The 8,218-nt window shown below is 72.7% G+C and carries 9 protein-coding genes and 1 pseudogene; all 10 read left to right on the forward strand.

Features of this window, described 5'->3' with window-relative positions:
* Positions 1 to 536: pseudogene (locus RIF68_RS18700) on the forward strand (phage tail domain-containing protein); the annotation flags it as partial.
* Positions 537 to 765: 229 nt separating this feature from the next.
* Entirely contained in the window at positions 766 to 1,956 is a 1,191-nt protein-coding gene (locus tag RIF68_RS18705; protein WP_309052420.1) for a hypothetical protein, read from the forward strand.
* A 43-nt stretch (positions 1,957 to 1,999) separates the two neighbouring features.
* The gene (locus RIF68_RS18710; RefSeq protein ID WP_309052421.1) at positions 2,000 to 3,193 is read left to right on the forward strand and encodes a hypothetical protein; all 1,194 of its coding nucleotides are present in this window, start codon (positions 2,000 to 2,002) and stop codon (positions 3,191 to 3,193) included.
* Between the two features lie 25 nt (positions 3,194 to 3,218).
* The gene (locus RIF68_RS18715; RefSeq protein WP_309052422.1) at positions 3,219 to 4,355 is read left to right on the forward strand and encodes a hypothetical protein; all 1,137 of its coding nucleotides are present in this window, start codon (positions 3,219 to 3,221) and stop codon (positions 4,353 to 4,355) included.
* An 11-nt stretch (positions 4,356 to 4,366) separates the two neighbouring features.
* Positions 4,367 to 5,473 (forward strand): hypothetical protein, encoded by a 1,107-nt coding sequence (locus tag RIF68_RS18720; protein WP_309052423.1) that lies wholly within the window; start codon positions 4,367 to 4,369, stop codon positions 5,471 to 5,473.
* A complete protein-coding gene (locus RIF68_RS18725) occupies positions 5,473 to 6,117 on the forward strand; it encodes a hypothetical protein (protein ID WP_309052424.1) in 645 nt (214 codons plus the stop codon). Before RIF68_RS18720 ends, RIF68_RS18725 begins: the two co-directional genes overlap by 1 nt.
* A gap of 58 nt (positions 6,118 to 6,175) precedes the next feature.
* On the forward strand, positions 6,176 to 6,592 hold the full coding sequence (locus RIF68_RS18730) for an ATP-binding protein (RefSeq protein ID WP_309052425.1): 417 nt from the start codon (positions 6,176 to 6,178) through the stop codon (positions 6,590 to 6,592).
* Between the two features lie 121 nt (positions 6,593 to 6,713).
* The gene (locus RIF68_RS18735; protein ID WP_309052426.1) at positions 6,714 to 7,640 is read left to right on the forward strand and encodes a peptidoglycan-binding protein; all 927 of its coding nucleotides are present in this window, start codon (positions 6,714 to 6,716) and stop codon (positions 7,638 to 7,640) included.
* A gap of 42 nt (positions 7,641 to 7,682) precedes the next feature.
* Entirely contained in the window at positions 7,683 to 7,916 is a 234-nt protein-coding gene (locus RIF68_RS18740) for a hypothetical protein (RefSeq protein WP_309052427.1), read from the forward strand.
* Positions 7,903 to 8,166 carry a hypothetical protein gene (locus tag RIF68_RS18745; RefSeq protein WP_309052428.1) on the forward strand — a complete coding sequence of 88 codons (264 nt, stop codon included), beginning with the start codon at positions 7,903 to 7,905 and terminating at the stop codon, positions 8,164 to 8,166. Before RIF68_RS18740 ends, RIF68_RS18745 begins: the two co-directional genes overlap by 14 nt.
* Positions 8,167 to 8,218 lie beyond the last annotated feature (52 nt).

Here is an 8,218-nt window from a genome sequence, read left to right on the forward strand (position 1 = left end):
GTATCGCCCAGCGCGTGGTCCCGGCCGACCAGGGCTTCGCCACCCAGGGCAGTTCGCGCATGTCGGTGCAGTGGCTGGCCTCCGACCCGCGCCGGTACGCGGTGAACGAGCAGATCTCCAGCACCACCCCCCCGCAGCCGGAATCGGGCCTGGTCTGGCCGCTGACCTGGCCGCTGAAGTGGGGCGAGGCCAAGAGCACCGGTGACGCGGCGGTCGAGAACACCGGTTCGGCCCCGACCCACCCGGTGATCGTCTTCCACGGCCCGTGCTCCATGCCGTCCGTCACCGAGCGGGTGAGCCGGCGCCGGCTGCGGTACGCGATCGACCTGGCCGCCGGTGACGAACTCACCGTCGACACCCGCGCGGGCACGGTCATGCTGAACAACTCCGCCTCCCGGCTGCACACGGCCATGGCCGACTCCACCCCGGAGGAGCTGTTCGTCCTGGAGCCCGGCCGCACCGACCTGTCCTTCCGGCCCGAGAACGGGACGGAGCAGGCGCTGATGACCGTGCGCTGGCGCAGCGCCGAGTGGTGACCCGTACGGCTCGCGCCCTGGGCGTACGCCGGTGAAACGGCAACCTGCACCCCGGTGACCCGGCCCGCACACGCTGACCACCGGTGCCCGCACCCCGCACCCCACCCCCCTCGCCCCGCCCCGGTGCCCCGGCCCGGCGCCCGTCCGGTGACTGCTCGTCAGTCACCGTGCGGCGCCGGGCCGTTCCGCTTCCACCGACCATCCCGAACCGTTTCGGAGAGGTGATCCCATGACCGTACGAGCCGCCTGGCTCCAGCCCACCGGCCAGACCCGCGAGGACACCCGCCTCACCCTCGCCGCCCTCCTCACCCCCAGCGGCCAGAGCCCGGACGAGACCCCGCTGCGCTCCCGCGCGGGCATCGTGCCCGGCGGCTTCGTCCTGACCGACACCTCGCCCATGCAGTGCACGATCGGCACCGGCCGCGCCATCGTGCAGGGCAAGGACACCGCCCAGGGCGCCTACCTCGTCGCCGTCACCGCGCCGGAAGCCTTCACCATCGAGGACGGCGACCCGCAGTACGACCGCATCGACCTGATCGAGCTGGCGGTCGTCGACGACGCCTACGACCGCACCGGTACGACCGAGGCGGTGGTGCGCCTGGTCAAGGGCACCCCCGACGCCACCCCCACCGCCCCGCCGAGCCCGGCCGGCAGCACGCTGCCGCTCTACACGATCCGGGTCCCCAAGGGCATCTCGGCCGGCACCGGCGGCATCGGGTGGAAGACCGGCGCCGTCACCACCCAGCACTGGCCGGTCGTCGCGCTCGGCGGCATCATGCCGACCACCGGCTACAAGGGCGCCTACACCGGCCAGTACCGGGACGCGGCGAGCCTGCTCCAGCGCTGGGACGGCACGAACTGGATCTCGTACCCGAAGGCCATCGGCGGCATCGCGCCCAGCGGCGCGCTGGCCACCGGCTCGTACACCGGGCAGTACCGCGACAACGCGGGCGTGCTCCAGCGCTGGGACGGCACGGCCTGGCAGTACGCCGAGGGCAAGTCGAAGATCCTGTTCAGCGCCTCGCAGACCGTGGCGCAGAGCGTCCCCGCCAACGCGTGGACGACCCTCACCCTGCAGGGCGCCGACGTCGACGACGCCGCCGGATGGAACGGCTCGACCACGTACACCGTGCCGCGCACCGGCTGGTGGCGCGTCTCCGGCCACGCCGTGTGGGCCAACGACGCGCAGACCGGCATGCGCGGGGCCCGTATCGCGGTCAACGGCGTCGGCGTCCCGCGCGCCACCTGGCTCACCCCCGCCGGCAACGGCGCGGTGGTCGTCGGCGGCCAGGCCCTGATCAAACTCACCGCCGGCAACACCGTCACGCTGTCCGGCTACCAGACGCACACCGCGGCGGTCCGCACCCTCGGCGGCTCCGGCTACGCCTGCAACCTCTCCGCCGAGTGGATCAAGTCCTGACCTTCCTTCCGTCCCTCCCCTTCCCGACGAACGGAGAACTCCCATGAACCTGCGCAGCAGCTGGGTCGACGAGACCGGCCAGACCCGCGAGGACACCCGCCTCACCCAGACCGGCGTGACCACGCCGGCCAACCCCGTCCAGGTCCGCTCCGGCATCTTCCCCGGCTCGTACGACGGCCGGTACCGGCTCGCCGGCTTCTGGACCTTCGGCTCCGCCGCCATGTCCGCGACCGTGTCCGAGGGCCGCGCCATCATCCAGGGCGACATCTCCCAGGGCGCCTACCCGGTGACGCTGCCGGCCTCCGAGGTCGTCACCTTCTCGCCCGGGCACGCCCAGTACAGCCGCAAGGACCTGCTCGTCCTCAAGATCTACGACCGGCTCTACGACACCGTCGAACAGAACGCGGCGAAGATCGAGATCATCCAGGGCGAGGCCCGCCAGGACCCGCAGCCGCCGGCCGTTCCGGCGCGCTGCCTGCCCCTGTACGAGGTGACCGTCCCGGCCGGCGCCAGCGCGGGCACCGGCGGCATCCCGTGGAACAGCGCCCTGAAGGACCTGCGCACCCCGGTCGTCTCCCTGGGCGGCATCATCCCGGTCGAGGGGCCGGTCCTGCCAGGCGCCTACCCGGGCCAGTACCAGGACGCGGGCGGCGCGCTCCAGCGGTGGGACGGCGGCGCGTGGGTCTCGTACCCCTCGGCGATCGGCGGCATCATCCCGTCCTCGGCGTCGGCGACCACGCCGGCCAGCTACACCGGCCAGTACCGGGACCACAACGGGGTGCTCCAGCGCTGGGACGGTTCGGTCTGGCGGCCGGCCTACCCGGGTCCGTACTACACCGGCTCGAACGACCACGGGTACACGACCTCGACGACGTACACGCCGACTCTGCTGGAGACGGGCAGCTCCCCGCTCGACGTGGAGTTCATCGCGCCGCCCTCGGGCGCCATCCTGATCAACTACGGCGCCCGGATGTGGGCCACGTCCTCCACGCCCCACACGGTGGTCATGGGTCTGCGACTCACCCAGGCGGGCGTCACCAAGATCGCCGAGAGCGACGAGACGGCCTGCTTCTACAGCGGCACCACGCCCGCGTCGATGTCCTCCACGACCCGGTTCTACAACCTGACGCCGGGCTTGCCGTACGTCATCACCGGCATGTTCAAGTGCGGCGCCAACACCACGCAGATCAGGGCGAACTACGACAACACGTTCATCGTGGTCCACCCGCAGTACTGACCGCCCCCACCGACAGGAGAGAACCATGGCACTGCGCAGCGGTTGGCTGACGCCGACCGGGCAGACGAGGGCCTCGACCCGCCTCACCGCCCACGGCGCCGCCACCCCGGCCGGCCCCCTCGCCTCCCGGTCCGGCATCCTGCCCGGCACCGTCGACGGCAAGTACCGGGTCGGTGGCCTCTGGATGAGCTCCAACGGCCCGATGAGCGCGACCGTGTACGCCGGGCGGGCCGTCGTCCAGGGGACGAACGGCCAGGGCGCCTACCCCGTCACCCTGGACGCGGACACCGTCCTCACCTTCGGGGACGGCGATCCGCTCAACCCGCGCATCGACCTCGTGGTCCTGCGCGTGTACGACGACGAGTTCGACCAGCAGACCCGGCACGAGGCCGTCCTGGAGGTCGTCAAGGGGGAGCCGAAGGCGCAGCCCCAGGCCCCGCAGGTGCCGCCGGCGTCCCTCCCCCTGTTCTCGGTGCACGTGAAGGCCGGGGCCTCGGCGGGCAGCGGCGGCATCGACTGGACGGGCGGTGCCATGACCGACCTGCGCACCACCGTCGTCGGGGTCGGCGGCATCCTGCCCGTGTACAACAACGCGGGCCTGGCCGGCGCCTACCCGGGCCAGTACCAGGACAACGACAACGCCCACTACCTCCAGCGCTGGAACGGCACCGCGTGGGTCGCGTACCCGAAGGAGATCGGCGGCATCGCTCCCAGCGGCGCGCTCTCCACGGGCAGCTACCCCGGCCAGTTCCGCGACAACAACGGCACGCTCCAGCGCTGGAGCGGCACCTCGTGGGCGAACTACCAGCCGCCGGTGGAGACGGAGTTCATCACCTCCGGGGCGACGGCGCTGACGGGCTGGACGCTGCTGTCCTTCGCGGCCCGCCGGTCGCGCGGCATCGCCACGGTGACGGTGGTCGTCACCCGCAACGGCGCCGACATCACCGCCACCAACATCGGCAACATCAACGACGAACCGCTCGTCACCCTCCCGACGGGCTGGCGTCCGCCCTTCGAGTACGAGGCGGCCGCCACCGACGGCTTCGCCTCCGGTGGCGCGGTCTTCTACCCCGGCGGAACGATCACGCTGCGGACCTGGACGCCCAACGCCGCCCTCCAGGCGGGCCGGCACCTCCGCGTCTCCGCCACCTACGTCCTGTAAGGGGGCCCACCATGGCACTCGACACGCCCTACCGGGCCATCTTCTGCGACCTGTTCACCGACACGACCCTCGACATCCTGCCGCTGCGGGACGTCTCCTTCGAGGACTACATCGGCCGGGCCGGCTCCCTGTCCGGCACGGTCCCCATCCCCGACCGCACGATGGCCGAGCGGGCCCACAAGATCAAGCCGGGCCGCACCACGGTCTACCTGGAGCGCGGCGGGGACCTGTGGTGGGGCGGCATCGTCTGGACCAGCACCCTTCAGGGCAGCGACCGGGGCGTGCTGACACTGAGCATCCAGGCGTCGACCTTCGACTCGTACGCGGCCCGCCGCCGCATCCGTACGGACGTCAAGTACACCCAGCCCACGGACCAGTTCACCATCGCCCGCACCCTGTGGTCGTCACTCTCGGCGGGCCTCGGCTCCAGCGGCATCGACACCGGCGACCCCGAGGCGACGTCCGGCGTACTGCGGACCGCGTCCTGGCTGTACGGCGACGAGACCGTGTACCAGGAGGCGCTCGACCAGCTCGGCGCCCAGGAGAACGGGTTCGAGTACCAGATCTTCGTGTTCCGGGACCCGGAGGACGGCAAGCGGGTCCGCCAGCTCCGGCTCGGCTCGCCCAAGCTCCACACCGGCAGCACGGACATGGTCTTCGACCGGCCCGGCACGATCCTGTCGTACTCGCTCCCGGACGACGCCACCCGCGGCGGCACCCACGCCCTGGCCCGGGGCGCCACCACCAACACCAACGCGGCCACCACCTCGCGGCCCACGCTGTCGTCCGTCGCCACGCCGAAGAAGCCGCTGGACGACCGCTGGCCCCAGCTCGACCTGTCCTCGGACCACAACGACATCAGCGACAAGGCGACGCTGGACTCGCTGGCCCAGGCCGCGGTGGACGCGGCGGCCGGGTCGGTGCTGATCCCCGAGATCAGCATCCGGCTCGGCGGGATCGTCCCGCCGGCGCTGCTGGGCCGCACCGCCCGTATCCGCATCACCGACGAATGGCATCCGACGGGCCTCGACGCCCGTTACCGGATCGTCGGCGTCAAGGTGCGGCCGGCCGAACGCGGCCGTCCCGACACCGCCGATCTCGCACTGGAGGAACGCTGATGGCGCTGCTGCCCGAGGACATCATCGACCGGCTGATCCAGATGGAGCGCCGGATCCAGGCCATCTCCACGGCCGTGAACGTCCGCCCGCCCCTGACCGAGGTCGTCAACGGTTCACTGACGCTGCGCCGTCAGACGGACACGAACGACCCCGCCACCTCGGTCAACCTCGTCCAGATCAACACCAGCGGCCCCGACTCCACGAAGCCGGTGCTGCGGGTGAACGACGCCTACGGCCACGAGCTCCTGTCGGACGACATCCTGACCGGCGGGCTCGCCCGGCCCTGGCTGGCGATGCTGCCGCCGCAGGACATGGCCTCCGCGAACTGGCCGTCCACCAGCGCCACGGCCTGGACGACGATCGCCCAGTCCCAGAACCCGATCTGGCAGCCCAAGATGCGGCTGCGCATGTACACCCGGATCTCGGCCGCGGGCGTCGCGGGCCAGATCCGGGTGATGGTCAACGGCGTCCAGTTCGGCCCGACCGTCAGCGCCGGATCGGTCTTCGACCACACCGGCTCGGTCACGTCCGACATGCAGGCCGACTTCGGCAAGGACATGAACGTGGAGATCCACGCCCAGGTCACCAGTGCCTCCGGCACCGTCTACGCGAAGCCCGTCATGATGCACGGCCGCCAGTCCTGACCCGCCCCCACCCCCGGAGCACCCGGATCCCCCCGGAAGCCCCGGAAAGGAGCTACGCATGACCCCCGACCCGAACCATCCCTGGGGCCTGGCCATCGACTACGCCGGCCGCGGCACCGTCACCGAGAACGGTCACGCCGTCGCCGTCCGCCTCTACGACAACACGTTCGGCGGCCCGCTGGAGATCGACCCGGTCACGGGCGAGTACCCGGCGGTGTACGTCAGCGCCCAGGTCAACGAGAACGGCCCCAACGGCGCGTCGCTGCGCGGGTACGGCACGGCCGTGATCCAGCCGGTGGCCGGCAAGCAGGCCGTGCCCGACCCGGAGGCGGTACGGAGCGCGGTCGCCGCCGCGCTCGCCGACTTCGAGGCCCGCCGGGCCGCCTACGCGGAGCTGTGCGCGGCCTGGGCCCCGGCCACCCCGCCGCCCACCCCGGATCCGGAGCCCGCTCCGGCCCCCGAGCCGGCCCCGTAGACCCCGGCCCGCGAAGAACCGCACCGCCCCGGCCCGCCGGCGCCGGAGCACCCCCCGCCCCACCTCTCCGCCCGCCCCGCGCCCCGACGGCCGGGGCTTTCGCATGTCCGGAGGACACCAGATGGCCACTCCCCTGCCCGCGGACCGGCTCGCCGCCGCGCTCCGCGCCGAAGGCGTCACCGTCGTCGAGCACCCGGGCTGGCGCACCCACCACCGCAACCACGCCGGTGCCTGGGGCCCGGTCGCCGGCGTGATGATCCACCACACCGTCTCCAGCGGCACGGCCTCCTCGGTCGAGATGTGCTTCCACGGCTACGAGGGCCTGCCCGGTCCGCTGTGCCACGGTGTCATCGCCAAGGACGGCACCGTCCACCTGGTCGGCTCCGGCCGGGCCAACCACGCCGGCGGCGGCGACCCGTCCGTCCTGAAGGCCGTGGTCAGCGAGACGTACGGCGAGCGCCCGCCCACCCCCCGCGAGCACCAGGGCAGCGCGAACGCCGTCGACGGGAACTCCCGCTTCTACGGCTTCGAGTGCGTCAACCTCGGCGACGGCTCCGACCCGTGGCCGGCCGCCCAGCTCGACGCCATCGAGCGGGTCTCGGCCGCTCTGTGCCGGGCCCACGGCTGGGGCGCGAAGTCCGTCATCGGCCACCTGGAGTGGTCGGACTGGAAGTCCGACCCGAAGGGCTTCGGCATGCCCGGCATGCGCGACCGGGTGCAGCGACGGCTCGCCAAGGCGCCGGTGAAGAACCCGCCGGCCGCCGTCCCCGGTGCGAAGCCCACCCCTCCCCGCCCCCGCCACCAGCCCTTCCCGGGCACCTCGTTCTTCCGCGAGGAGACGAGCTCCCCGGTCATCACGGCGATGGGCCGCCGCCTCGTCGCCGAGGGCTGTTCCGCGTACGCGGTCGGCCCCGGCCCCCGCTGGAGCGAGGCCGACCGCCGCTCGTACGCCAGGTGGCAGCACAAGCTCGGCTTCCGCGGCTCCGACGCCGACGGCATCCCGGGCGCCGCCTCCTGGAACGCCCTGAAGGTCCCGTACACGACGTAACCCCCCGCGTACCACCCCCGCACAACCCCGAGGAGACCCACGATGACCGATGCCGCCAAGCGCACGGCCCGTACCGTCCTCCAGACCGCCGTCGGCATCGCCGTCGTGCTGCCCGCGATCGTCGACGCCTCCGGCATCCCCGAGACCCTCCCCTGGGTCGCCGGAGCCCTGGCCGTCGCCGGCGCACTCACCCGGGTCATGGCCCTCGCCCCGGTCCAGAACCTGCTCCCGGCCTGGCTCCGCCCCACCCAGGGCGGTGCCGATGACCGAGCCTGACCCGAACGATCCCGTCGCCGTCGCCCTGGAGCTGGAACGGCTCCGCGGCACCCTGGAGGCCGGCTTCGCCCGGGTCGACGGCTCGCTCGCCCTGCTCGTGCAGCGCAGCGACCAGACCGACCGGCAGCTCGCCGACCACGAGGCCCGCCTCGACGACCTGGAACGCGCCCGGTGGCCGCTGACCAGCATCCTCGCGGTGGCCGCCACCATGGGCGTCCTGCTCACGGCCTGGGAACTCGTCGGTCGCTGACCGGCCGGCCCGCGAGAACGCCGAAGGGCAGCACCCCGGTCACGGGGTGCCG

The sequence above is a fragment of the Streptomyces sp. genome, assembly GCF_031178505.1.
GTDB lineage: Bacteria > Actinomycetota > Actinomycetes > Streptomycetales > Streptomycetaceae > Streptomyces > Streptomyces gulbargensis.